The 26,429-nt window shown below is 35.7% G+C and carries 23 protein-coding genes; 13 read left to right on the forward strand and 10 right to left on the reverse strand.

The genetic code is table 11. The annotated features are described in order from the left end of the window. Positions 1 to 69: 69 nt before the first annotated feature. Together CEY12_RS11455 and CEY12_RS11460 are read left to right on the forward strand one after the other, a co-directional pair. Positions 70 to 2,586 carry a DUF5686 family protein gene (locus CEY12_RS11455; RefSeq protein WP_157676810.1) on the forward strand — a complete coding sequence of 839 codons (2,517 nt, stop codon included), beginning with the start codon at positions 70 to 72 and terminating at the stop codon, positions 2,584 to 2,586. 134 nt (positions 2,587 to 2,720) lie between these two features. After that, a complete protein-coding gene (locus CEY12_RS11460; protein ID WP_089027827.1) occupies positions 2,721 to 4,499 on the forward strand; it encodes a GEVED domain-containing protein in 1,779 nt (592 codons plus the stop codon). Between the two features lie 173 nt (positions 4,500 to 4,672). Here CEY12_RS11460 and CEY12_RS11465 read toward each other — a convergent pair whose 3' ends face one another. The 3 genes from CEY12_RS11465 to truA all read right to left on the reverse strand — a co-directional run bounded on the left by CEY12_RS11465 (position 4,673) and on the right by truA (position 7,773). Continuing rightward, the gene (locus tag CEY12_RS11465) at positions 4,673 to 6,433 is read right to left on the reverse strand and encodes an ABC transporter ATP-binding protein (RefSeq protein ID WP_089027828.1); all 1,761 of its coding nucleotides are present in this window, start codon (positions 6,431 to 6,433) and stop codon (positions 4,673 to 4,675) included. A 195-nt stretch (positions 6,434 to 6,628) separates the two neighbouring features. After that, complete coding sequence (locus CEY12_RS11470) at positions 6,629 to 6,973, reverse strand: hypothetical protein (RefSeq protein WP_089027829.1); 345 nt, start codon at positions 6,971 to 6,973, stop codon at positions 6,629 to 6,631. 23 nt (positions 6,974 to 6,996) lie between these two features. After that, positions 6,997 to 7,773, reverse strand: coding sequence for a tRNA pseudouridine(38-40) synthase TruA (truA, locus tag CEY12_RS11475; protein WP_089029858.1), 777 nt, complete (start codon positions 7,771 to 7,773; stop codon positions 6,997 to 6,999). 64 nt (positions 7,774 to 7,837) lie between these two features. Between truA and lpxK the strand changes: the two genes are divergently transcribed. The 6 genes from lpxK (at position 7,838) to CEY12_RS11505 (ending at position 13,409) form a co-directional block, all read left to right on the forward strand. Further along, positions 7,838 to 8,863: a tetraacyldisaccharide 4'-kinase gene (gene lpxK / locus CEY12_RS11480; RefSeq protein ID WP_089027830.1), complete on the forward strand. Its 1,026-nt coding sequence runs from the start codon at positions 7,838 to 7,840 to the stop codon at positions 8,861 to 8,863. Beyond that, complete coding sequence (locus CEY12_RS11485; protein WP_089027831.1) at positions 8,847 to 9,662, forward strand: purine-nucleoside phosphorylase; 816 nt, start codon at positions 8,847 to 8,849, stop codon at positions 9,660 to 9,662. Before lpxK ends, CEY12_RS11485 begins: the two co-directional genes overlap by 17 nt. A 103-nt stretch (positions 9,663 to 9,765) precedes the next feature. Beyond that, positions 9,766 to 10,281 carry a TlpA family protein disulfide reductase gene (locus CEY12_RS11490; protein WP_089027832.1) on the forward strand — a complete coding sequence of 172 codons (516 nt, stop codon included), beginning with the start codon at positions 9,766 to 9,768 and terminating at the stop codon, positions 10,279 to 10,281. 10 nt (positions 10,282 to 10,291) lie between these two features. Next, on the forward strand, positions 10,292 to 10,747 hold the full coding sequence (locus tag CEY12_RS11495) for a GNAT family N-acetyltransferase (RefSeq protein WP_089027833.1): 456 nt from the start codon (positions 10,292 to 10,294) through the stop codon (positions 10,745 to 10,747). A 48-nt stretch (positions 10,748 to 10,795) separates the two neighbouring features. Beyond that, entirely contained in the window at positions 10,796 to 11,893 is a 1,098-nt protein-coding gene (gene dinB, locus CEY12_RS11500) for a DNA polymerase IV (protein ID WP_089027834.1), read from the forward strand. A gap of 43 nt (positions 11,894 to 11,936) precedes the next feature. Further along, positions 11,937 to 13,409 carry an alpha-amylase gene (locus tag CEY12_RS11505; protein ID WP_089027835.1) on the forward strand — a complete coding sequence of 491 codons (1,473 nt, stop codon included), beginning with the start codon at positions 11,937 to 11,939 and terminating at the stop codon, positions 13,407 to 13,409. A gap of 87 nt (positions 13,410 to 13,496) precedes the next feature. Here the strand turns inward: CEY12_RS11505 and CEY12_RS22270 are convergent, their stop codons facing one another. From CEY12_RS22270 to CEY12_RS11525, 5 genes are all read right to left on the reverse strand, one after another. Continuing rightward, positions 13,497 to 13,670: a hypothetical protein gene (locus tag CEY12_RS22270; RefSeq protein ID WP_157676811.1), complete on the reverse strand. Its 174-nt coding sequence runs from the start codon at positions 13,668 to 13,670 to the stop codon at positions 13,497 to 13,499. A 25-nt stretch (positions 13,671 to 13,695) separates the two neighbouring features. Beyond that, positions 13,696 to 13,974, reverse strand: a complete 279-nt coding sequence (locus CEY12_RS11510; RefSeq protein WP_089027836.1) for a hypothetical protein — start codon at positions 13,972 to 13,974, stop codon at positions 13,696 to 13,698. 63 nt (positions 13,975 to 14,037) lie between these two features. Further along, positions 14,038 to 14,292: a hypothetical protein gene (locus tag CEY12_RS11515; protein ID WP_089027837.1), complete on the reverse strand. Its 255-nt coding sequence runs from the start codon at positions 14,290 to 14,292 to the stop codon at positions 14,038 to 14,040. A gap of 218 nt (positions 14,293 to 14,510) precedes the next feature. Further along, complete coding sequence (locus tag CEY12_RS11520) at positions 14,511 to 15,845, reverse strand: carboxylesterase family protein (protein ID WP_089027838.1); 1,335 nt, start codon at positions 15,843 to 15,845, stop codon at positions 14,511 to 14,513. 195 nt (positions 15,846 to 16,040) lie between these two features. Beyond that, positions 16,041 to 16,943, reverse strand: coding sequence for a helix-turn-helix domain-containing protein (locus tag CEY12_RS11525; RefSeq protein ID WP_089027839.1), 903 nt, complete (start codon positions 16,941 to 16,943; stop codon positions 16,041 to 16,043). Between the two features lie 131 nt (positions 16,944 to 17,074). On the opposite strand from CEY12_RS11525, the gene CEY12_RS11530 reads away from it, so the two are divergent. Both CEY12_RS11530 and CEY12_RS11535 read left to right on the forward strand, forming a co-directional pair. Continuing rightward, positions 17,075 to 17,482, forward strand: coding sequence for a cupin domain-containing protein (locus CEY12_RS11530; protein WP_089027840.1), 408 nt, complete (start codon positions 17,075 to 17,077; stop codon positions 17,480 to 17,482). Between the two features lie 31 nt (positions 17,483 to 17,513). Beyond that, positions 17,514 to 18,566: an NAD(P)-dependent alcohol dehydrogenase gene (locus CEY12_RS11535; RefSeq protein WP_089027841.1), complete on the forward strand. Its 1,053-nt coding sequence runs from the start codon at positions 17,514 to 17,516 to the stop codon at positions 18,564 to 18,566. A 92-nt stretch (positions 18,567 to 18,658) separates the two neighbouring features. Here the strand turns inward: CEY12_RS11535 and CEY12_RS11540 are convergent, their stop codons facing one another. Then, the gene (locus CEY12_RS11540; protein WP_089027842.1) at positions 18,659 to 19,039 is read right to left on the reverse strand and encodes a winged helix-turn-helix transcriptional regulator; all 381 of its coding nucleotides are present in this window, start codon (positions 19,037 to 19,039) and stop codon (positions 18,659 to 18,661) included. Between the two features lie 165 nt (positions 19,040 to 19,204). On the opposite strand from CEY12_RS11540, the gene CEY12_RS11545 reads away from it, so the two are divergent. Then, positions 19,205 to 20,089 carry an NAD(P)H-binding protein gene (locus tag CEY12_RS11545; protein WP_089027843.1) on the forward strand — a complete coding sequence of 295 codons (885 nt, stop codon included), beginning with the start codon at positions 19,205 to 19,207 and terminating at the stop codon, positions 20,087 to 20,089. 87 nt (positions 20,090 to 20,176) lie between these two features. Here CEY12_RS11545 and CEY12_RS11550 read toward each other — a convergent pair whose 3' ends face one another. Further along, positions 20,177 to 21,457, reverse strand: coding sequence for an ectonucleotide pyrophosphatase/phosphodiesterase (locus tag CEY12_RS11550; RefSeq protein ID WP_089027844.1), 1,281 nt, complete (start codon positions 21,455 to 21,457; stop codon positions 20,177 to 20,179). A gap of 231 nt (positions 21,458 to 21,688) precedes the next feature. Between CEY12_RS11550 and CEY12_RS11555 the strand changes: the two genes are divergently transcribed. Further along, positions 21,689 to 23,314, forward strand: coding sequence for a T9SS type A sorting domain-containing protein (locus CEY12_RS11555; RefSeq protein ID WP_089027845.1), 1,626 nt, complete (start codon positions 21,689 to 21,691; stop codon positions 23,312 to 23,314). A 6-nt stretch (positions 23,315 to 23,320) separates the two neighbouring features. After that, positions 23,321 to 26,425 (forward strand): hypothetical protein, encoded by a 3,105-nt coding sequence (locus CEY12_RS11560; RefSeq protein WP_089027846.1) that lies wholly within the window; start codon positions 23,321 to 23,323, stop codon positions 26,423 to 26,425. Positions 26,426 to 26,429 lie beyond the last annotated feature (4 nt).

Below are 26,429 nucleotides of genomic sequence, written 5' to 3' on the forward strand. Positions count from 1 at the left end.
TTAAACAATAAAATATAGTTCCCGTTAATCACTCACTTTATGTTTCAAATTAAAATGCTATTTTTTTAAATGATGAAAAAAAAATTTAGTTTCCTATGTATGCTTCTTTTTGTTCTATCTTATTCCCAGACTAAGGTAAAAGGTGTTGTGTATGATGAACTGGACAGACCGGTAGATTCTGTTAGGATATCATTCAAAGGAACTTCAATCAGCACACTAAGCAGCGAGAGAGGAAAATTCATGCTCTCTTCAGAAGAGGAGCATTCAACTCTTGTAGTAACGTATGAAAAAAAACATCTGGTAAGAGAAATCCCTCTGGACCGTCGTGTCAACCGGAATATTGAAATCCGGCTCAATTCAGAAAAGTCTTTACAGGAAATCACACTGATAGGAAAACCTAAGAAAAAATTATCAAAAAAAGAAAATCCTGCCTATAAAATACTCCAGGGAATATGGAAAAATAAAGAAAGAAATGATATCCATTCCTTAGGATCCTATGATTACCGCAGATATACTTCAATCAATATGGGATTGAATAATATGGATAGTGTTTTAGCAAAAAAGATATTAGGCGACGATTATAAAACGCTCCGTAAAGTTTTAATAAAAGATGATCAGGAAGAAGAAAAAATAGCCATCCCTGTATTTATGAATGAGCTTACCGAAAGAATTTATGGGAAAAAGAATAAAGAGAGAATTGATACTGAGGGTGAGAGAAAATCGGGTCTCAATGAAGTAGGGAGAGGATTTGGTGTAGAGAGATTTAGTCAGGTCTTTAATGAGATCAATCCTTATGATGATGACATCAGGATTCTTGATAAATCTTTTGTAAGCCCTCTATCATCGAGAGGTTATGGTGTTTACCAATACGCCCTTAAAGATTCGATCAGTGAAGGAGGACACATGGTCTATACGATTCACTTTTTTCCTATCAACTCCGGAGACTTGCTCTTCCAGGGTCGTTTTAAAGTTGTGGATGGAATATTTGCGGTGACAGACATCTGGATGAAAACAACAAGACAAATCAACATGAGCCTCGTACGGGATTTTTCCGTAGAAAAACATTACACGGAAGTAAAGGATGATTTCTATCTCCCTGGTAAAAGTCAGTATGAAGGTAACTTTACTCTATTCTCAAAAAGAAAGGATGAAATGGGAGTCTATGTAAAAAAAGAGATCAATGAGTATGAATACCTGATGGACCAACCCCACGATGACGCATTTTATCAGCAAAAAATCGTTCAAACAAAATCCGATCAGTTTGAAAAAAGTGATGAATACTGGAAAACTTCTTCTGGCGCCAGTGAGGATACCGAAGAAACTTTAAAGATCATTCAAGGTTTAAGAGCAAATAAAAAGATTAGCCGCGTCAGCAATATAATAACGATCGCCTCTACCGGATATGTAGATTTATTTAAAGGCTTACAGACCGGATCAGTATGGAAAACCATTTCAAGTAATAATATTGAGGGCTTACGGTTACGGATGGGATTCAGAACTTACAAAACAGAGGATGATAAGCTCAGGTTTAATTTTTATGGTGCATACGGTGTCGATGACCAGAAATTTAAATATGGTATAGAGGGAATTTATTTATTGAGTTCTCAGCCCAGAATCGTATTGGGAGCCTCTCATCTCCGGGACAATCTACAATTAGCCAGTAGGCTGATCTCTCCCAGTGATTTACTTCCCAAAAGCTCTAATTCCAGTTCTCTGATAAGACGTGGAGAAAACTATTATCTATCCAATGTGATGAGAAATACAATTAATTTCGATTGGGCATTGAACAACAATTTGCATATTAATTTATCCGCGGTACATCAACAAATAGAATCGGCTGATCCTAAATTATTCTCAATGAACTACACTTTACCAAACAGTTCGGAGATTCAAAGCAAGCTCAACGATTTTGCGACCAACATTTCTTTAACCTACACTCCGGGAAGAAATGTATACGGATATGGTGTAGAGCAGAAATTCGGAAAACTGCCCTATCCTACTTTCATGTTAAAATATACAAGAGGTTATAAAGGAGTATTGAACAGTGATTTCAATTATAACAAACTACAGCTATTAATTAAAGAAAACTTTTTCCTAAGCAATTTTGGGGTTCTAAATGCTTCAATAGAATTAGGAAAAACCTTTAATACCGTACCGCTTCCATTATTAAGCCCAATAACAGCCGATCAGAGTTTATCTGTAGTTCCTAATTCTTTTGCATTGCTCAATTATTACAATTTTACGACAGATACTTATATGATGGGACATTTTGAACATCATTTCAATGGATTTATCCTTAACAGAATACCCCTGATCAAAAAGTTAAAATGGAGAAGTCTGATCTTTTACCGACTGGCCTACGGAAGTATATCTCAAAATAATATTGACATCAATAAATCATCTGTTAATTATATTGCTCCAAATAATACGGTATACAGTGAATATGGATTCGGTATTGAAAATATTGGCTATGGAAATATCCGTCCGTTCAGAGTTGATTTTGTCTGGAGAAGCACGATGGGAGAATTTTCAGGTTTAGTACCTCCTTCTTTTGGGGTGAGATTTGGTTTCAAGCCAGGTTTTTAAATAAAATCAGTATCCAACCATTTCAAACCAGTTAGAAAGTTTAGCTCATAAGGAGATTTTACATTATTTCCCACTATGTTGATATTTTTGTTTAATTTTAATAACATTTTATTAAAACCATTAACAATTATATTATGAAAAAACTATTATTCTCTATTATTCTCGGTTTATCATGTACGCAAATGCATGCACAGAAAGCCGAATTATTAGAATGCGGAACAGATGAACTCATGAGAAAACATTATGAGAGATTCCCGGAACAAAAAGCGCAGGATGATGCGTTCAATTTAGAATTATCCAAATTGATCAAGAGTGGAAAGTTAGCGTCTAAGATCGATAAAAATCAGGTGTATGAAATTCCGGTTGTTGTACATGTTGTTGGCGACGGAAGTGCAATAGGTACGGTAAATAATAAATCTGATGCTGATATTATTGCATGGATCAACTATACCAATGGCGTCTTTGCAGGAAGCTCATCCAGTGGAATGTCATCCTCCAGTGCCATACTGCCAGTGAAATTTGTTTTTGCTAAAATAAGTCCTACCTGCACAACAACCAATGGGATCAACAGAATTAATGCCTCTCATCTTCCAAAGTATGTGAGTGGTGGTGTTAATAATGATAATACGACCAATGCGGTTACTGCTTCTGAAATTACCGCTTTAGGAATGTGGGATACCAGTAAGTATTACAATATCTATGTTGTGAAGAAATTATCTTCAAATTCGGGTGGCCTTAATGGTTTCGCTTATTACCCGGGAGGAAGTAATGATTATTCGTTCATGGCAACCAGCGCATCAGCTGTTAATGCACAGACATTAGCCCATGAGTTCGGACATGCTTTGGGACTTCGTCACACCCATGAGGGCTATAATGAATCAACAGGTGCATGTCCTACCAATACCGACTGTACATTGCAAGGAGACTTGGTATGCGATACAGAACCTATGAAAAGTCTTTATCATTCTTCAGTTCCCCACACCTGCCAAACAGGACAGATCAACCCATGTACAAGCCTTACTTATGCAGGAGGAGAGAGAAATGTAATGTCTTATACTTATTGTTTCAGGGATCTATTTACTACAGGGCAGTCTGACAGAGCTACTGCACAACTCTTACAATACAGACAGTCTCTTATTAATTCTCCTGTAGGCAATGCAACACCTCCTAACAACAGTGTTTCTTTAACAACAGCTTGTGTCCCTACAACCATTACCAATCCCGGAAATTTCAATATTGGCATAACATCGGTTAAATTCGGAAGCATAAATAATTATTCAACAAATTATAAAGCTGCAGCCAATAATTTTTATGAGAACTTTACAGGAAATTATTGTTTAGGTATTTCCAAAACAACCATCCCTTCAGGTACCTCAACAAGCCTTAGTGTAACTCCGGGAACTAACAATCCCCACATCATAAAGGTGTATATTGATTACAATAATGATGGCCAGTTCAATGAAACTACAGAACTGGTTCTCAACCAAAGTAATATAGCATACGGATCTACAGCTACCGCTTCTGTGACTCCCCCTTCCAATGCAGTTGTAAACAAAGCTTTAAGAATGAGAGTAATCGGGGAATATAATGGAACGGCTGTAACTTCCTGTTCCAATCCAAAATATGGACAGGTAGAAGATTACTCGGTGACGATCACACCCCGAACGTTATCGACTAAAAATGCAATTGAAAACAAGACTGTCATTTCTCAGACAGAAAATACCGTTGATATAAAAAGTGACATCAAAATAACGTCACTTGCGATCTATGATACTTCCGGAAGAATGCTTGTTACCCAAAACAACATTAAAGCCACAGAGCTTACCATCCCAATCAATGCTAAAAATATCGTTGTGATTGTACGGGCTTCCTTAGAAAATGGAAAAATCATCACCAAAAAAATGAAATTCTAAAAACACAAAGAAAAAGAGAGCTGAATCAGCTCTCTTTTTTTATCTTGATTACTTATCTCTATCTTAATAAATAAGATTTGAAAATAAAAAATGCCAGTAAAAAAATACAATATTGAAGCAATTTTACAATTCTGCGATTTTACAATTTTGCCTTTCCGCCCTTTTACCCTAACCTATTTCGCCTGATTCTCCTCTTCCATCTCAACTTCATGTCTTAGCTGAGCTTTATATAAAGTAGAATAATAACCATTTCTATTAAGCAGCTCCATATGTTTTCCTTCTTCAACAATTTTACCATGCTCCATAACAATGATCTTATCAGCCTTTTCAATGGTTGAAAGTCGGTGGGCGATAATAATAGATGTCCTGTTTTTGGTAATCTTTTCAGTTGCTCTCTGGATCAGCTTTTCACTTTCGTGGTCAATAGAAGATGTTGCTTCATCCAGAATCAGAATTTCCGGATTGGATAAATAGGCTCTTAGGAAAGACAACAGCTGTCTCTGACCCAACGATATGGACGACCCTCTTTCGCTCACCACATAATCATAGGCACCCGGAAGCTGCTCGATAAATTCATCTACTTCAATTTCTTTGGCACCAGCTTTTATTTTATCTAAGGTAATGCTATCATCTCCAAATGCAAGATTTTCAAAAATACTTCCATGGAACAGGAAGACATCCTGTAATACAACTCCAAGATGACTTCTCAGATTATATAGTTCATAGTCTTTCAACTCTACATCATCAATGAAAATCTGTCCTGAATTAATATCATAAAGTCTCGTAATTAAACTGATAATCGTAGATTTTCCTGCTCCGGTAGCACCAACAATAGCAACCGTTTCACCTGGATTCACTTTAAAATCAATTCCTTTTAAAACTTCCTGCTTTTCATCATAAGCAAAGCGAACATTTTTAAATTCTATTTTGCCTTTGAAATGATCTTTTTTAATTGTACCGTGATTAGGCATTGCATAATCTTCATCCATCAAACCTAATACTCTTTCTGCACCTACGATTCCACGCTGGATATTATTAAAGCGATCCGCGATTTGTCTTAACGGGCGGATCAACATTGAGATATATTGAATAAATGCAATAACCACCCCTGCACTAATTGTAATATATCCGCCATAAAAAAGTATAAATCCAATAAATAAAGAAGAAATAAGCTCTACTACAGGAAAGAATAATGAAAAGATGAAAACCGTTTTCAATAATGCTCCTTTCAGGGTAATATTAATCTCATCAAATTTTTTGAATTCAGCCTCCTGCCTGTTGAACACCTGAATAATCGGCATTCCGGCTAATCTTTCCTGAACAAAAGAATTTTGATTCGCAGTCCAGGTTCTCTCATCTCCAAAAGCTTTTTTAAGCCTTTTTTGAAAGAATCTGGTGATAACTACCATTAGAGGAAGAATTGCTAACGTAATATAACTCAAATGAACATTGGTACTGAACATCATGACCAGTACAAAGACGATTCTCAGAATATCTCCAAAAACCATTAAAAACCCATCCGTATATACGGTTGCAATAGTTTCCACATCTCCGACCGCACGTGTTACCAGCTGGCCAATCGGTGTTTTATCGAAAAATGATGTTCTGAAATAAATAAGTTTGGCATATAACCTTTCTCTTATATCTCTGATTACATTCTGAGAAATATAGTTGGAAAAATATACCAAAAAGAAGTTTAAAATAGTTTCAGCAAAAACCAACCCTACCAAAATGTAGATATGCTTCATCATTAAAGCCTTATCCTGCAGCTTCGTAATATCATTATCTACAACTTCCATTGTAAGATAAGGTCTGTAAGTAGAAACTATTGATAATATGACAGAAATTATTAATGTAAGGATAAACCAGGACCGGAATTTCATCCCGATAAAGAACAGCCTCTTAATAATTCCCCAGGTATCTTGTTTTTTCATTGTACAAATTGAAGAAAAGAATTAAATTAAATTCCCTGCAAAAATAACACTTTATAATTTGAAAGTCAGAACAACTTATTCAAATAGTAATAGAAAATTTCAGATACTTATTATTTAAAATATGAATATCCTTCTATTGAAGTTTAATCTCTCTATTCCCAGTAAACGATCGGATAAATCAATAGCAGAAAGCTTTTATGGGTTTTCTTTCATCCCTATTTCTTCAATCTCCAGACTGGGTTTCTGAATATTTTCTTTCTTAAATTTTTTCTCAAGAAGTTGATAAACTCCCCAAACGGCAATTATCGCAAATATCCAGCTTAACACATTTACCCATGTAAATCCACTGTAGTTATTATGTTCCACGGAACCAGGATTTGTGAATCCAAGATAAAACCCGTAGCTCAAAAGAAATACCACCTGAAAACCAAGATAAATTCCGATGCCCAAAAGGCCAAAGTGCCATTTGGTTTTTCCAAACCTCTCAGCTAGCCCTGCATAGTATCTGTAGGCACCGATAAGAATAAAAATTGACATCATAGGTATTGCTTTTTAGTTTTATTTTAAAATTCATACCCCACATCTACAAGAAACAAACCCTGTGCGGGAGCTGAGGTCCCTGCGGAATTCCGGTTCATATCTTCAATCACTTTTCTTAGATCTTCAGGCTTTATTTTTCCGGCACCAATTTCTACCATCGTTCCTACAATCGCTCTTACCATATTTCTAAGAAAACGATTCGCAGAAACGGTAAACTTTAGCTCACTTCCATTTAGTTCCCATTCTGCCTTATACATTTTACAGATATTGGTTTTATTATCGGTTTTCACTTTAGCAAAACTTGTAAAATCCTCATATTCAAATAAAATCTTACACGCCTCATTCATGGCATCCACATTCAGGGATCTTCTCCAGAGTTGCCATGCGGAATCTAACGTAAAAGGATTTTTCTCTAAGGAAATATAATATTCATACGTCCTGTAAGTTGCATCAAAACGGGCATGAAAATCATCTTTTACCGGGAAAATTCTTTTAATGGAAATATCGGGTGGAAGAAAACTGTTTAGCTTGTGGGGAAGCTGATCATCTAAAATAACTTCAGTGTCAAAGTGAGCAAATATTTTTTTCGCATGAACTCCCGTATCCGTTCGTCCGGCACCGGTTATTTTAATCTCTTCCCGTAAAATTGTAGACAGTGCTTTTTCCAATTCTTCCTGTACAGAATTGGCATCCGGCTGGATCTGATAACCGAAATAATTTTTACCGTTGTAAGAAAACTCTATAAAGTACCTCAATGTAATAGAATAACTCCACAAAAATACTTTAATTTTATGAAACATTTGTTGAAAAGTCATTGAGAATATTCCGTAAAATCCTTTTAAAAATTACTATTTTTGCAATCGTATGAAAAGATGGTACCTTTATCCCTTCTCTGTAGGTTATCATTTGGTAACGGGTATCCGAAACACAATGTATGATCTGGGGATCTTTAAATCTACGAAATTCAAGACTCCGATAATTAACGTCGGCAATCTCTCTGTTGGTGGAAGTGGAAAATCACCAATGGTGATGTACCTTGCTCAATATTTATCCAAACATTACAGAACCGGTGTCCTTTCCCGAGGGTATGGAAGACTGACAAAGGGTTATGATATAACGAATTACGACAGCAACTACAAAATGGTAGGAGATGAAGCCATGCAGCTGTTTGAGCGTTTTAAAAATCGTTTTGTAATTGCCGTTTCTGAAGAAAGAGTTCCGGGTGCTAAAAAAGTGATTGAGGACATGGACCTTGATGTTCTGGTACTTGATGATGCGATGCAGCACAGAGCTATTAAAGCCGGCTTCAATATTTTAATGACAGACTTTAATGATCCTTATTTCAGAGATCACCTTCTTCCGGCAGGAGACTTGAGAGAGTCAAGAGCTGGTGTAAAGAGAGCAAATATCATTATGGTCAGCAAGTGTCCTGATGAATTAACAGAAGAAACCAAGCAGTACTACATTTCCAGAATAAGACCTGAGCGTCATCAGAAAGTATTCTTTTCATCGATTGGATATGACGAAAATGTATACGGAAGAGAAAAAATGCTTCCCGACAACAACCTGAATTACTATGATATTTTATTAATTACAGGAATCGCTAACCCCAAACCCCTGTTGGAACATCTTGCAAAATTTTCACACAGAGTAAAACATCTGAAATTCAGAGATCATCATAACTTCTCAGATGATGACATCAAAAAAATTGTTGCTGAATATAAAAAACTGGGCGAATATAAATTGATCTTAACCACAGAGAAAGATTATGTTCGTTTAAAAAGCTTTGACTATCTTAGAGATATTGTTTATTACTGGCCCATCAATGTGATCATTGACAAAAAGGAAGAGTTTAACCAAATCATCTTAGATTATGTTAGAAAAAATTAAAGAAACTGCCAGCTTCATTAAAAACATCATTCAGGACACTCCGGATTTTGCTATCGTATTAGGATCCGGACTGGGAAAACTACAGGATGAAGTACAGCCGATTCACGTTTTAGAATATAAAGATATTCCCAACTTTCCACAAACAACCGTCGTAGGGCACGGCGGTCAGTTAATCTACGGAACTCTTGAGGGCAAAAAAATATTGATGATGAGTGGCCGCTTTCATTATTACGAAGGTTATTCTATGGAAACGGTTGTATTTCCAATCAGGGTTTTTCATGTACTAGGTATTAAAAACCTTCTGCTTTCAAATGCTTCAGGTGGAGTAAATTCAAATTATCAAGTGGCGGATATAGTTATTCTAAAAGACCATATCAACATGATGCCTGAACATCCACTTCGTGGAAGGAATATTGAAGAATTAGGACCTAGATTCGTGGATATGAGTGAGCCATACCATAAAAAAATGATTGCCATTGCCGAAAAGGCTGCCACAGAAAATAATATTAAAATCCATCAGGGAATTTATTTAGGCCTGCAGGGTCCGACCTTTGAAACACCAGCAGAATATGGAATGATAAAAGCTATGGGTGCAGACATGGTTGGGATGAGTACCATTCCTGAAGTTATTGTCGCTAAACATATGGATATGGACGTCTTTTGCATCTCTGTCATTACGGATCTTGGGGGACCGGATATTTCTTTTGCTGTTTCTCATGAGGAAGTTCTCAATGCTGCCAACAAAGCAATGCCTAATGTCATTACTGTAGTAAAAGGTCTGGTTAAAAACTACCCGTAATTATTCTATCGAATTTTTCAATATTTCAAATTTTTGCTTATTAATACAAAAGCAATTCATAACTTCGTTCTATTGTTTAGATTTAAATAAAATGAAATTGATAATGAAAAAGCTATTATTATTTTTTATGTTAGGAAGCTTTGGAATATTTTATTCTCAAGAGGTTCCAAAAGTACTTAAAACCAGTTTTTCTAAAGAAGCCTTACAACAAAAGCTTGAAAATGAAGATGGTAAAAGTGTTACCATTCAGGAAATCCTTAATCAGAATAAAGGTAAAGTTGTTGTTATTGATTTCTGGGCCGGATGGTGCAGAGACTGTTTGAAGGCTCTTCCAAAAGCTCAGGAACTTGAAAAAAACAACCCCAATATAAACTTTGTATTTCTTTCGCTGGAAAGATCAAAAGAAGGCTTTGATAAAAGCCTGGAAAGGTTTGACATGAAAGATAAAGAGAATTATTGGTTTGCATCGGGATGGAAAAATGACTTCAATAATTATATTGACCTGAACTGGATTCCAAGATATATGGTCATTGATCAGAAATCTGCCATTGCAAAATACTATGCGATCTCTCCGGAAGATCCAGAAATTCAATCTACCATCAATAAGCTTTTGCAATAGGAAAACGAATATGACCATAAGAGAAGCAACCAAAGAAGATTTAAAGGTACTTTTAGAATTTGAACAAGGCGTTGTTCTGGCAGAAAGACCCTATAATAAAACTTTAATCGAGGGTGAAATCCATTATTATGATTTACCTTCTTTAATGAATTCAGAAGACGCCTTATTGATTGTTGCTGAAAAGAATAATGAAATTGTTGCATCCGGATATGCACTGATTAAGCAGGCCGAAAAAAATTATACAGATTTTAAAAAATATGCCTACCTAGGCTTTATGTTTGTAAAAACTGAATACAGAGGACAGGGAATCAATCGATCTATTACAGAAAAATTGATTGAGTGGTCAAAAGAAAAGGGAATGTCCGAAATAAGACTTGATGTGTATGATCAAAATGAATCAGCAGTAAAAGCATATGAAAAAGTAGGTTTTGAACCTTTGATTCTTACGATGAGATTAAAAAAATGATTACAACCTATTCAAAAATAGAAATAAATGAATCCATATCTTTGTGATATGGATTTTTCTTTTCCCATCCGCAAAATTATTCATGTTGATATGGATGCATTCTATGCTTCTGTAGAGCAGCATGATAATCCTGCATTAAGGGGAAAACCACTGGCTGTTGGAGGCGAACATCGCGGAGTTGTTTCTGCAGCAAGCTATGAAGCAAGAAAATTCGGGGTCCGTTCGGCAATGCCCAGCAAAACAGCTAAAGAAAAATGCCCGCACTTAATCTTCGTTCCCCCTCGTTTTGCCCGATATAAAGAAATTTCAAGAAAAATCCGGGAGATTTTCTATGAGTATACCGATTTGGTAGAACCTCTTTCTTTAGATGAGGCATATCTGGATGTTACAGAAAATAAAAAAGACATAGAATCCGCCAATGATATCGCAAGGGAAATACGCAGAAAAATATTTGAACAAACAGGTCTTACTGCTTCAGCAGGGATCTCGGTTAATAAATTCCTGGCAAAAGTAGCTTCTGACATCAATAAACCAAATGGTCAGAAAACAATTCATCCTGATAAGATTGAAGCTTTTATGGAGGAATTACCGGTCGAAAAGTTTTATGGAGTTGGAAAAGTGACCGCTAATAAAATGTTTACTTTAGGTATTTTTAAAGGGAAAGATCTAAAGAAAAAAACACTTCAGGAGATGGTCAGCCTTTTCGGAAAATCCGGAAGTTATTATTATCATGTTGTCCGGGGTATTCACAATTCGGAAGTTAAACCTCATCGTATTCAAAAAAGTGTGGCAGTAGAAAGGACTTTTTTTGAAGACCTTTATGATGAGCAACAGATCAACGAAAAATTGGAAAGCTTAAGTGCGGAACTTCACCAGAGACTTCAAAAAAACAGTATTCTTGGAAGGTCATTGACTCTAAAAATCAAGTACAAAGATTTTTCTCTTTTTACAAGAAGTATGACTAAAGAGGATTATTATATTTCTGATGAAGAATATTTTAAAACTGCAAAAAAACTATGGGAGCTGAGACCTTATGATAAGCCGGTTCGTTTGCTGGGGCTATCCCTTTCTCATCTTAATACCGAAGAAAAAAAGCAGGTATCAGTTCAACTAAAAATACCGTTTCAGGAATTTGGCGCTCAATAGTTAGAAATTTTCAGTACATTGTAGTTACCAAACCCTACACGCTATGAACCCAACCATGATTCAGTTTTTTCACTGGTATTCAGATGGAAACCAAACGCTCTGGAATGAGGCTCAAAAACAATCTTCATATTTAGCAGAAATCGGAATAACTTCGGTATGGTTTCCTCCTGCTTATAAAGGAACAAGTGGTGGCTACTCAACAGGATATGATGCTTATGATCTTTTCGATCTGGGAGAATTTGACCAGAAAGGCAGCATTCCCACCAAATACGGTACAAAAAATGAGTACATCCAGGCAATTCAAGCTTTAAAAAAGCAAAATATCCAGGTGATTGTAGATGTTGTTCTGGGGCATAAAGCTGGCGGAGATGAATTAGAGACCCTAAAAGCTGTGAAGGTAGATGAAAACAACAGAGAGAAAGTGATTTCTGATGTCATGGAGATACAATCCTATACGAAGTTTACATTTCCCGGAAGAAACAAAAAATATTCTGATTTTGAATGGAACGCTACCTGTTTCAGCGGTGTAGACTATGCAGAAGGAATGGATTCGCATATTTTTAAGATACAGTCCGAATATGGAAATGATTGGGAAGAAATGATCGATGATGAAAAAGGAAATTATGATTATCTCATGTACAATGACATTGAACATCGTAATCCTTTTGTTCGGGAAGAACTCAACGAATGGGCAAAATGGTATTTTGATCAAACGGATTTCGATGGAGTAAGGCTGGACGCCCTAAAACACATTTCCTTTGATTTTTATAAAGAATGGCTCACCCTGATCCGCTCGAATTCCGGCAAGAATATTTTTGCAGTGGGAGAATACTGGGCTCCCGGATATCTGAATTTACTTCAGAAATACATTGAAGTTACAGAAGGATGCATGAGCCTGTTTGACAGCTCTCTTCAAAATAACTTCCATACAGCCTCCCGAGAAGGCGACTCGTATGATCTGAGAAGGATATTTGATGAAACGTTAACCCAAGCTGATCCATTACATTCCGTGAGCCTTGTAGACAATCATGATACTCAACCTTTGCAGGATCTTGAAGCCCCGGTGGAAGAATGGTTCAAACCTATTGCTTATGCTTTGATCTTATTAAGAGAGGACGGCTATCCTTGCGTATTTTATCCGGATTTATTCGGAGCTCATTACGTAGATAAGGACAGGGAAGGAAATGACCAGGAAATATTCCTGAATAAGGTAGATGGGATCGAAGCGCTGTTAAAAGCCCGCAAAGAACATGCGTATGGACCTCAGAAAGATTATTTTGAAGATGCCAACTGTCTTGGCTGGATCCGTGAGGGAGATGATGAACATACAGGCTGTGCGATCGTACTAAGTAACAAAGAAGCTTACAATAAGCCCATGGAAGTGGGAGAAAAATATATAGGCCAGAGCTTTTATGATCTCCTTGGTAGATTTGAGGAAAAAGTAATTATTGATGAAAAAGGATGGGGAAACTTCCCGGTCCCGGCAGGAAATGTAAGTGTCTGGATTCCTGAATAAATATAAACATTGATATCAAAAAGCAAATAGGGTCGGAAAAATAATTCCGACCCTATTTTATAATATTAATAAGATAGCTTACGGGTACTAGCAATAGATGTATCTGCAATTCCAAATATCAGTAGCCCACTCGCAACATTGGTTATCTTCATTGGAAGTACAGCACACTTTTCCGCGGGTAATGTTTCCTGCCTTCAGGCTCTTTAGTTCTAATCGATCCAGCTTTCGGCTGCGACTCAAAAGTAAATTAGTTTTTTTCATTTTAAAATATTTTAGTAATAAAGTTTTAATCGCTGAAACAATAATTCGGACATTGGTCTGCTGTTACATAAGAGTAGGTTCCGCAGTAGCAGGTATGTGTTGGACCTGTTGTGCCTCCACCAGTACCTCCACCAGTGGAAGGATTATAAGGAACACATCGTCCATTTTCACAAATCTCACTTGGCCCACAGCCCCCCTCTCCCGGGCCGCCTTCAAAACAATAAGCAGGTTCTCCAGGAGATCCTGCAAGCAGACTTTTAAGCGTATCCCTGCTTAATTCATTCCATTTAAATTTTGCATTCATAATTATTTAGTTTTTTAGTAATAAAAAATGGTCATTTTCCTGAAATCAGCTGATTCTCTGATCCTATGTCGTTTGCTCAGGATCCGGTCCACCTATCCCTCCTCCTGTACTACCACCAGTGCCACCACCACCTGGATTTCCTCCACCTGTTCCACCACCACTACTTCCGGAAAGCTCACATCCATATGGACCACATACTAATGGATAAAGACATTGTTCTCCTCTGGCAGAAATGTTGGTACACCCTTCATCACCTCCTGCCAATACTTTTCTTAGAGCTTCTCTGCTCAATTGTTTTTGGGAAATTTTAATTTTCATATTGATTACATTTTATAAATTTAACACTCAAATATAATAAAATATTCAACATATCATTGAATAAAACTCACCAATTAATGATTTTTAAATACGAAAAATGCATTCTAAGAACTAAGAATAAACATATTTTCTGCCTGTACTCCCCAATAAGGATAACTCATTAATTACAAACAGATTATCTGTAAAGTAATTATTTCAATTTGTCGTAAAGGATAAAATTAAATTTTCCGGAGTTTCAGAATTTCCGGGTTCTCAGATTCATCGGTTATTTTTCCTGTCCGGGCAAATTCCGCCCAAACAGCACGTAATTTAATTCCATTTTCGTGAATGTACTCCCATGGAATATCTTTTAATAATCCCGCTGATTTCCATGCTTCCTCATTACCAAATAATAGAGGCAGATCAATACTGTGAGCAGCTCCTATTTCATTTCCGGCCAATTTTGAATAGATCCTGAATAAATAAACATTCCCACCTGCTCCCGCATAACTGTCAGCAAAAACTTCTGCAGGTTTTCCATAGATCTTTTCTGTAGTTAACTGTACTGTTTTATTAATAATTTTCTGACCAAATCCTTTACCAAAGTAAGTATTGAGCGCTTCAGAAGTTTTAAGATAAAATGCTGTTTCATCATTATTTAGCCCAATCAGTACGTCATAATCTCCGGCATTCGAGATCCATTGATCTTCTGCCTCATCTTCTTTACATAAAGGAGGAAATCCATACTGAATCCCAAATGGCATTACTGCATTTAAACCGTACCTGATCACAGAAGGAAGATGTTTCTTATATTCATCGATCATCTTCAAAGCATCCGTTTCTTTTTTTAAAAAATCTGTTTTTTTAAGAAATTCAGCTGACATTTTTTGTCTGCCGTGTCTAAGTCCTAATGGTGCACTTTGAATAATTACCCGTTGAAACAAGCCTTTAACACCCTCAGAGATCATCAGATGAGCAATGGCATCTCCACCGGAAGATTGTCCCAAAAGTGTAATATTATCAGGATTTCCACCAAAACTTTCAATATTCGTTTTGATCCATTTTAATGCTTCAATGATATCAAACAAACCAAGATTGGCAGGTCTTTCCATATCTCCCCCCAAAAAGCCAAATAATCCTAACCGGTAAGAAACTGAAACGACTATAATCCCCTGCTCCTTCACCCAGTCGGTAGCATCTGAAGTCGCCACATCTCCACATCCTATTTCATGAGAACCGCCATGAATCCAAACAATTACAGGAAGGTCAGTTTGATCATTTTCGGGACGGATGACAGAAAGAAATTGAGTTGATTCGTTCACTTCAAAATCTTCAAGGTCTATAGGCCCAATCAGCTTTTCAATTAATGGACTGATATTTTGTGGGCAAACCGGAGTTTTATCTGGAAAAACAATTTCAGAAGCTGATGGCGGCACAGGAATCGGCATTTGAAATCTTTCTGAATGGGCATAACGAATACTTTTAGCCTTGATAACACCATTTTCTTTGAGTGCTATGATCTTAGCAAAAGGGGTTTGAAAAGTATGGGTACCAATATGCTGTTGTGATTTCATTCTGAGAAAGTTTCTTTCTCTAAAATTAATTCACTTTTCTGAAAAATCCGAATCTATGTGAAAGAAAATACCTATTCCCGTGATTTCTTTAAACACAAATGGCACAAATTCTGAAGCACAAATCCCACTAATAAATGCATGGCAATACTTTGTGCTATTAGTGAAAGCATTAGTGCTATTAGTGTTTAAATAAAATCAGTTTAAGGTTTTATATTCACTCGGAGACACCCCAACTTTAGCTTTAAATAACCTTGTAAAATGCTGCGGATATTTAAATCCCAGATCATAAGAAATCTCGCTGATAGATTTTGCCGGATTGTAGATTTCTTCCTTAGCAACATCAATCAGTTTATTATGAATAAATTCCTGAGCAGAAACGCCCAGTTCTTTTTTTATTAAATCACCAAAATAATTAGCGGAAAGATTTAGTTGTTCCGCAAAATAATTAACCATTGGAAAACCAATATTCTTCGGTTTATCAGATTTTAAATAATCATTCAGAAGATTTTCAAATTTCCCGATAACTCCCTGATTGATATGATCACGGGTAATAAACTGTCGATCATAAAAGCGCATACAGTAATTTAAAAACAACTCTACATTATTTACAATTAAAGACTTGCTGTGTTTATCAATAGACTGCTCCAATTCAAATTTTATATTTTTAAAACATTCAAGAATAATCTCTCTTTCTTTTTCAGAAAGGTGCAGTGCTTCATGAACATCATAGGAAAAAAATGAATAGTCTTTCATATTTTTGCCCAGATTGGTTCCCTTTATTAAATCTGGATGAAATATCAGAGCATATCCTCCCGGTTGTATATAGGATCCATCATTGGTAATTCCATATACCTGTCCCGGCGCGATGAAAACCAATGTTCCTTCCTGATAATCATAAGTATTCTTTCCATAATACATATCTCCGCACATCACATCCTTAAGGAATACGGTATAAAAACCATAGCTCCTTTTGTATTGGGAAATAGGATCAGATTTGGAAAAATCAACGATACTTACCAAGGGGTGCAAAGTCTCATGATTCATCATTTTATTATAATCTGAAACATTGCTAATTATTTGAATATCTTGACTTTCCATAGAATACGTTTTAAATCTTATTCAAAATTACCACTTTCTACTTTAGTTTTTATGATTCCTGTAAAATTGGTACATGTTTCTGTAATCTGTATAAGTATGGTTCAGCGAAAAGAATCGACTTTTGCATTGTTATGGAAACATTCGAAAATAAAAATATTTTCCCAAAAGGAGAGAGAGCTTCTTCCACATACTTTTCAGGAGGAACTGCCTGGGCACACATTTTAAAAGCCAATACAGATCAGCTCAATTGCCAGATTGCCAATGTAGTTTTTGAAGCAGGCTGTAGAAATAACTGGCATTCTCATGGCGGTGGCCAGATTTTAATTGTAACTTCAGGAACAGGTTATTATCAGGAGCAGGGCAAACCTATCCAAATCTTAAATCCCGGAGATGTCATTAATGTACTTCCCGGTATCGTTCACTGGCATGGTGCCGGTCCTGATGGTGAGTTCATACATATTGCCATAAATCCCAATACCCAAAATGGCATTGTAGAATGGATGGAACCTGTAACAAATGAAGAATATAATAATTTATAAACTAAAACATTAACTTAAAATTTAAAAACAAATGAACACATTTACAGTAAGAGCGTACGGAGCCGAGTCTACTACGGCAGACCTGAAAGAAATGAATATAGAAAGAAGAGAAGTAACCCCCAATGATGTAGAAATCGAAATTCTATATTGTGGAGTTTGTCATTCAGATCTTCACACTGCCAGAAATGACTGGGGAGGAACTATCTACCCAGCTGTTCCGGGACATGAAATTGTAGGAAGAATAACCAAGGTTGGTAGCGAAGTTTCAAAATTCAAAGTTGGAGACTTAGCAGGGGTTGGATGTATCGTAGATTCATGTGGAACTTGTGAAAGTTGTAAACATGATCTTGAGCAATATTGTCTCAACGGTTTTACAGGAACTTACAACGGAAAAGATAAACATTTGGGCGGTCACACTTTTGGTGGGTATTCTCAAAAAGTGGTGGTGGATTCCAATCATGTTTTAAAAGTGCCTGAGAATTTAGATTTAGCAGCTGTTGCTCCACTTCTTTGTGCAGGAATCACAACATGGTCTCCATTGAAACATTGGAATGTAGGACCTAACTCAAAAGTTGCTGTTGTAGGATTAGGAGGATTAGGACATATGGCTATTAAATTAGCAAAAGGACTAGGAGCTGAAGTAACGTTGTTCTCAAGAACACCGGGTAAAACTGAAGATGCTAAACAACTAGGAGCTGACCATGTCGTAATTTCTACGGAACAAGCAGAAATGGATTCTGTAAAAGGAAAGTTTGATGTGATCATCGATACAGTTCCTTACGTACATGATGTTAATCCTTATGTTACTACTTTAAATATCAGTGGAACATTAGTCGTTGTCGGTTATTTGGGAGGCCTGGAGCCAATCCTAAATACAGTTCCAATGATCATGGGAAGAAAATCAGTAGCAGGTTCTGTAATCGGTGGAATTGCTGAAACTCAGGAAATGCTTGATTTCTGTGGTGAGCACAATATTGTTTCTGAGATCGAAACAATCAAAATGAACGAAATCAATGAAGCTTATGAAAGAATGTTGAAAAGCGATGTTAAATATCGTTTTGTGATTGACATGCAATCTTTGTAATTCCTCAGATATTTTTTTAATAGAAAGACCCTTCATTTTGAAGGGTCTTTCTTATTTATGAGTTAGCTTTTAGCTAAAATATAGACTATCATTTACGCGTTGACCGGTTTCCAGTTGTGTTCTCCTTTCATATCCTGAAAAGCCCAGTCTGCCATTGCGTCAATTACAGGAGCCAATTTATTCCCAGCCTCACTTAATTCATAAGTTACATGAGGTGGAACAACAGGTTTTGCAGTTCTTATAATCAAACCATCCGCTTCCAGTTGCTTTAAATGCTGAATCAGCATTTTTTCCGTCACCTCAGGAATCGCTCTTTTTAACTCACTGTATCGTTTTCCTCCTGTTGATAGTTGAAATAAAATAATAGGTTTCCAGAAACCACCAATTTTTTCCATAACATACATTACCGGACATTGATCCAATATATTCCGTCTGTTTTCCTGAATCGTAGAACTTTCTTTAATAACTGTCATGATACATACTTTAGGGTAAGTACTTGTATAAAAGTAAGTACAAATATAACTTTGTTCTCAGAAATAAAAAAATATTCACCTATAAAAATTATCTGATCAATAATAAAGACCAATAAGTATTCAGCGATTGCATATGAACATTAAAAAACAATAAAAATTTTACATATGAAAATTATAATCACAGGCTCATTAGGAAATGTAGCAAAGCCATTGGCTCAACAATTAATTGCAGAAGGACATGATATCACGGTCATCAGCAGTAACGAATCTAAAAAAAATGAAATCGAATCGTTAGGGGCAAAAGCAGCTATCGGTTCCATTACCGATCTGAACTTTTTAATTAAAACATTTGAAGGAGCAGATGCTGTATTTGCAATGACACCTCCTAATATGGGTGCCACTCATATAGTTGAAGAAACTATAAATACAGGAAAGAACTATGCTGAAGCAATCAAACAAACACATGTAAAACGTGTTGTTATGTTAAGTAGCGTAGGAGCAGCTTCGCCGGTGGAAACCGGTCCTATTAAAGGTCTTCATCATATTGAAAATCTTTACAGAGGGTTAGAAAATACATCTGCTACATTCATTCGTGCAGGATATTTTTATAATAATTTCTTCAATGATATTCCTATGGTTCAAAACGCAGGAATTATTGGAGGAAATTATCCTGAGAATGGGAATATCCCGGTAGTTCACCCTAGTGATATTGCAAAAATAGCAGCGGAAGAATTGGTGAAAGTCTCTGGAGATAAAAATATAAGATATGCCGTAGGGGATCTTCGTAGTCCAGCAGATTTTGCTTCTGTTTTGGGTTCAGCCATTGGAAAGCCAGAATTACCTTGGGTAGAATTTAGCGATGAAGAATATTTGAATGGAGCCCTTCAGGGAGGTCTTCCTCAGGAAATGGCGGAATTATATACCGAAATGGGGAAAGGAATGAGAACAGGTATCGTACAGGCGGATTTTATTGAGCATGGTTCTCCTGTTACAGGAAATATCAAATTGGAAGAATTCGCTAAGGAATTTGCTTCTAAATTTAATTCTTAAATTAATTTCTTTTTGTCACTTGAAATTAATAAATAGTTTCGGCGGACCTTTGGTCCGCCGAAACTATTTATTGATAGAGATTAAAGTCTATTTATCTTTCAAAGTTCCTTTTAAAACTTTCAATTTCCCATCAATAGGCTGATCAATTTTCAATCCTAAGATATCTGCAACTAAAGGATAAACATTCACATTCGTAAATTCATCTACTACTACATTATTTTTAAATTGTGGACCCCATGCAAAAAATGTTGCCTTCATTTCAGGAGCCAATCTTGGATTATATCCGTGTTTTCCAACAGATGTTTTCTTTCCTTTTTCTAAAAATATTTTTGGAGCTTTTGGAATCAAAAGAATCTGTCCGATTCTGTGATACTGATCATCTTTAGCTCCAAAATGCATATATTTAGGAAGTCTTTTATCTAAATAAACATCATAATCTGCTGTTTTATTAGCTTTAAGCTCATTATAAACAGCTTTAGTTTCTTCAGGATTCTTGACCACAACTCTCAACAGTGTCTGCGAATTATAGAAATCAAATCTATCTTTATTAAAAAGCATTGCAGGAATTTCTATAGGCGCTCCCCCATCCACTTTTATCATCCCGTGATCGGATACAAAAACAAAGTTGACATTCTTTAATCCTAATTGATTTACTTTCTGAACCAATTCACCAATTGCATCGTCTATTAAATGAACAGCATTTCCGGTTTCTTTAGCATCGGGTCCAAAATGATGTCCACTTCCATCCACTTCCGGAAAGTATAGGGTAATAAAATGAGGTCTTTTATCCATTGGTAATTTTAACCAATTCACCACTCTATCTACTTTTTCAGAAGGCGTGAATTGATCATGATAAGGATAATAATAAGTGGGTCTTTTTCCTCCGGCATCACTTGCTGAACCTACCCACATCATCGTAGCAGAAATCATTCCTTGTTTTTCAGCTAACCCCCAAATTGGAGTTCCACCATACCAGCTTCCGTCTTCAGCATTTTTTTTATCACTCATTGCATAAAATTCCTTTCTCTTATAATCATAGAAAAAGTTATCAATCAAGCCATGATGCGCAGGATAAAGTCCGGTAATCAGACTCCAGTGGTTAGGAAATGTAATGCTGGGATAACTTGGAATCATCGCTTTTGCCTGAACTCCATCATTAGATAATTTCAAAAGGTTTTCAGCATTGTATTTTTTGGCATAATCATATCTGAAACCGTCTGTAGAAATCATAATAACATAGGGTTTTGTTTGAGCATCCACACTGTTATATCGATTAGGCACTACAACTTGTGTCGTATCAACAGGTGCTTTCTGCGCCCATCCCATTACCGAAATAAACAGGAGTAAAATTTGTATTCCTCGCTTCATTGTAAAAATTTTTGGCAAAGTTACATTCTATGTTTTTATCAGAAAAGCTTAATGGATTAAAAGTATATTAAAGAATTAGAATTATACGTCACATTTTGTCGTACTGAGGCGGTATCTTTATGAAAATGAAAAAGATGGAATTAAATATCCTTAATAAATCTTTTAGGCGTGAGGTAAAAAGATTACTTTTGCGACAATTAAAAATAACATGTATTTAACTCAATATAAGGCATGAAAAAACTTTACTTCAGTGTACTTTCGATGTGCATTTTTACAGGACTGTCAGCCCAGGAAATGGTTTGGCAAAAAGATATTAAATCTTCTACACAGAATTTTCTAAGCCAGGTTACGACGACCATTGATCAGCAGTATTTGATTACGGGAAGTACTATACAAGCTGCAAGCCAGAAGAAAGAAACAGGAAGTAATACCCAACAAAATAACGGCTATGATTTTCATTTGGTGAAATTGAATCAACAAGGAGATCAGGTTTGGGAAAAGTACTTCGCAGGAAATAACCACGACTATTTATCAGCAACGGTGACCACTCAGGATGGTGGATTTTTGATTTCAGGAACTTCTTTCTCTGGAAAATCTTTAGACAAGAAAGATGATTCTAAAGGAGGATCAGATATATGGCTCATCAGGATCAATGAATTTGGAGATGAACTGTGGCAAAAAACATTAGGAACTTCTGCTGACGAAGAAGCTAAAGCCGTAATTCAAACTACAGATTTAGGATTTTTTGTAGCCGGATCTTTCGGCTCTGCGCAGGATTCCAAAATGAAAGGATATGGTTCAAAAGATGTTTTGATCGTCAAATTGGATAAAAACGGAAAAGAAATTTCACAATTGGTTTTAGGAGGAAGGGGATTAGACGAGGTTGAAAAAATGATTCCAACGAAGGACGGGGGAGCATTATTAGGAATTTATTCGAGAAGTTCCGAGTTTCGGGTTTCGGGTTCCGAAGGTCAAAGCTCAACTCCAGAAACTTCGAACCGCGTATCTCGCTATTCAAAAACCACTAATAATGAAGGTGAAGGCGACTACTGGATCGTAAAACTTAATAAGGATGGGAAAGTAGAATGGGAAAAGAATTTTGGGGGTAAAGGTGATGATCACTTGAGAACACTGGCTTTGACATCAACTGGCTATATTGTTGGAGGAGAATCCAGATCAGATAAATCAGGAAATAAAACCGTTGGAATTGAAGAAGGAACTGATTTGTGGCTAATCTCCTTGAATGAAAGAGGTGATGAACAATGGCAAAAATCCTACAATTTCAAAAACAGAGATGTTTTGATGGGAATGAGTGTTATTGCTTCTAGTGACGATAAAACTTCTAAAGGAATATTATTAGGAGGATACACTCAAGCTGAAGGAAGGATAGAAACCGATGATGAAACTTTTTGGATGTTGTACCTGAATCAGGATGGTAACGAACAGTGGAGAAAACATGTGAGTGGAGACTCGAGACGAAGAGAAGAGAGACTTTCTGATATTAAATTAAACAGAGATGGTTCAATCATTTTAGCGGGAACAAGTGCAGAGGAACTAGGAAAGGAAAACTGGAAGATTATAAAACTAGGTGATAAACAATTGGATCAGTTGATCGAGAAACATGATATCAAGATCTATCCGAACCCGGTATCAGATTATGCCTATGTCGAAATAGGGTTTGACTTTAAAGACGCTGATATTATTTTGTATGATATGGGTGGCAGGCAGCTTCAAAATATAAAAACCAAGAATAAGGTTACCAAGATCAATACCCAACCTCTGATCCAGGGAGCTTATCTCGTAGTAATCAAAACAGATACGAATAAAACGGCCAATGCTAAACTCATTAAGAAATAAATTAAAATGAAAATAATAACTAATACAATTTTTATTGTAACAGCTTTACTGTGCAATAATCTTTTCTCACAATTCACCCAAGGATCAGTTGGTTATAATGCAATGGCCAATATTAAAAGTCCACAAGTCTCGGAGTTTATTAAATATGGCAATATCCCCATAAATTCATACATTGGAGAAGCCCAGGTGGAAATACCTCTGTATAGTATTAATACCCGAAACAAACCTGTAAGTATTTCGTTAGGTTATAATTCATCAGGTTTCTTGCCTAATAAAAGACCTGATATGGTTGGTTTAGATTGGCATTTAAATGTGGGGGGTATTATTTCAAGAACAGTGAATACAGCGCCAGACGATCAGATTGGAGCTAGTGCAACAAATGGAGGGATAAAAGGTCAAACTCAAAATGGTTTTATTGTTGGATTAACTAGAAAAAAACAGTGTTTGCCTTTATATTTGGATAACGATATTTTTACCTTTCAGCCTAATGTAGGGATGTTTAAAGTAGATTTAGATTTTTACTTAAAAGGCTGTAATAATGAGGAGGATTATGAAGGAAATCCTGACATCTTTAATTTCAATTTTGATGGGAAAAGAGGAAAATTCTTTATGACTAACAATGGTGAATTTAAGGTGGTTTCAGAATCTGCAAAAAAGCTAAAAATTGATATTTCACAAATGTCATTTCAGCCATATACTAATCTATGCAAACCTTTAGCATCAGAAATAAAAATAACAGATGACGAAGGAAATGAATACTATTTTGGAGGACAATCTAAAAATTTAGAATATAATATTTCTTTAAATGCTAATAATACCAATAGTGATTCATCGCCCCTTGGGGTTCCCATTATTACCTCTTGGTTTCTAGCCAAAGCTGTATACAAAAATGGGGAAATAATTAATTATAATTACAGAGATGACTCAAATCTTACAACAGGTTTCTGTTTTAATACATCATCAGAATGGCATGGGGGCCAGACAAGTCCAGTGATGGTTAACAAAAGGAATTTTATACTTTACAATGAAAGTAATCTTCAAGATTTTAAATGTACAACAGCTCCAGGGGTTGGAAATATATATGATGATTGTTTAACTACTCAATCCTCAACAAAAGTTTATTCGTTAACAAAAAAGACAATTTTAGATAATATTCAAGGAGAAAATTTTAAACTTGTATTGAATTATTCTCAGCAGCCCTATAAATTTTTCAATCGGGATTTTGGCTCCTTTTTTAGTGGCACAAAGGATTTGCAGTTAGATGCCATTATACTTTATGATAATAAATCACAGGAAATCAATCGTTTTTCATTTAATTATTTACTAAAGGGAGGAACGACGAGTGTAGGATCATCTCCAAGGTTATTTTTAGATAAATTAACTGAAAAAAATAAAAATCCTTATATTTTTGATTATAATTTAGATAGCAATACGGTGCTCCCTTCTCCTGTTACAAAACAATTGGACCATTGGGGATATTATAATGGAAAAGTAGGTAATGAGCCGTCCCTTGTATATTTGTTTCCTGCCACTACACAGACTCCCCAAGGCGATGAAATTATTACTTCTGACATTAGAAATCCAGATTCCAACTTTTCAATGATAGGCTCGCTAAAAAAAATTACTTATCCTACCAAAGGATCTACAAATTTTGAATATGAAGCTAATCAATACACTTCACGAATAGAAAGATTGAGTGTTAATAACTTTATGCCAAAGGTTGTAAATACAGCAGGAATTGCAGGTGGATTAAGAGTTAAAAGAATATATGACACAGATGAAGCAAATGTAATTTCAAATGATAGAAACATTACTTACGAGAATAGCATTCTTCAAATATGGCCAAGGTATGTTATGGTTTTAGAAAATGGCTTTCAGAGATATGGTTATTTCAGATCAGTTAGTATCAATTCTGCATTATTCGAAAATGGATTAATCAATTATTCTAAAGTAACTGAAAACTTTGTGAATAATGGTAAGATAATTACCGAGTTTACAAACTATGTATCAAATCCAGACATTAATGATATCAATGTAAAAGTAAATGATAGTCATCCATTATCTGTTAGTAATAATAATGAATTGATGAAGAATTACATTGGACTCTTTTACAATGATACAAGCATTGAAAGAGGAAAATTGAAATCGAAAACTGTTTTTGATAATTCAAATAATATAAAAAAGGTGGAAGAATTTAGTTATAATCTAAATCCAAGCAGATACTCCAATTTCACCTCTGTTTTGCATACTTCAGGGATTTGTATAGAAGCTAATAAATTGTATTTCTATCAAAATGATTTAAGTAAAAAAGAAACTACGGAATATGTAAATGGAACACCGTTAAAAACCCAAACAAATTATTTTTACGAAAATGATCTTCATCAGAATTTAACAAGGGAAAACACTATATTTCCTGATAACTCTAAAACGGAAAGTACATATTCTTACGCCCATGAAAAAGGATATCAGCTGATGATCAATAATAATATGATTAGCATTCCAATAGAAAAGCAGACCCAAGAGACAACTAATGGAGTAACAAAAACCTTATCAAGAGTAGAGACACTTTATCCTGTTTCATTACCAACACCTGAGACTGGAAATCTGATTCTCCCCCTTTCTGTTAAATCTTACAATTTAGATAATAGCCCATCAATAGAGGTTACTTATAATCTATATAACTCTAACGGACAGATTCAGCAATACACAACAAAAGAGGGAGTTCCTGTTACTGTTATCTGGGGATATGCAAGCTCTCAACCGATTGCAAAAATAGAAGGTGCAAATTTTTCAGATATTACCCCATCCTTAATAACCAGTATCGTGAATGCATCTAATGATGATAATATTCCTCCAACGGGTATTACTCCTGATCAGGCTGAACAAACTCTAATCACAGCTTTAGATACTTTTAGAAAAGATTCTACTTTGAATGGATATCAGATCACAACCTATACGTATGATCCTTTGATTGGGGTTACCAGCATCACCCCACCTTCAGGGATCCGGGAGGTTTATATCTATGATACAGCCAACAGGCTCAAAGAAATCAGACAGGACTCCAAAACAGGTAATCTGGTTAAAGAATTTAAATACAATTATAAAAACTAACACT

The sequence above is a fragment of the Chryseobacterium sp. T16E-39 genome, from assembly GCF_002216065.1.
Taxonomy (GTDB): domain Bacteria; phylum Bacteroidota; class Bacteroidia; order Flavobacteriales; family Weeksellaceae; genus Chryseobacterium.